This is a genomic window from Neisseria sp. HMSC078H04 (genome assembly GCF_001838135.1).
Classification (GTDB): domain Bacteria; phylum Pseudomonadota; class Gammaproteobacteria; order Burkholderiales; family Neisseriaceae; genus Neisseria.
Map to the genome: position 1 here is coordinate 1 of NZ_KV835839.1, position 432 is coordinate 432.

Genomic DNA, 432 nt, shown 5'->3' on the forward strand with positions numbered 1-432 from the left:
ACCAGTGTCACCTTTGTCGCCTTTAGCGCCGGTTGCACCAGTGTCACCTTTTTCGCCAGTAGCACCGTCTTTAAGGATGGTAGTAGTGGTATTACCGTTACCGTCTTTGATGGTTACAGTGTGAGTACCGTTGCCGTTGTCTTTAACGTCGGCTTCAGCGTTCTTACCGTCTTTAACGATAGTGGTAGTGGTATTACCTTCGCCATCAGTGATGGTTACAGTGTGAGTACCATCGCCGTTGTCTTTAACGTCGGCTTTAGCATTCTTACCATCTACACCGTCTTTACCGTCTTTAACGATGGTAGTAGTGACTGTACCGGTCTCAAGATCAGTAATAGTGATTGTATGGGTACCGTCACCATTATCTACAACTTCACCTGTAATGCTGCCACCTTTTTCACCAGTGTCACCTTTGTCGCCTTTGTCGCCTTT

1 protein-coding gene is annotated in these 432 nt (G+C 46.8%); it reads right to left on the minus strand.

Going from position 1 to position 432, the window contains the following annotated elements:
* A partial coding sequence (locus HMPREF2560_RS05470) for a collagen-flanked surface repeat-containing protein (protein WP_210400414.1) occupies window positions 1–432 on the minus strand: 432 nt, incomplete at both ends.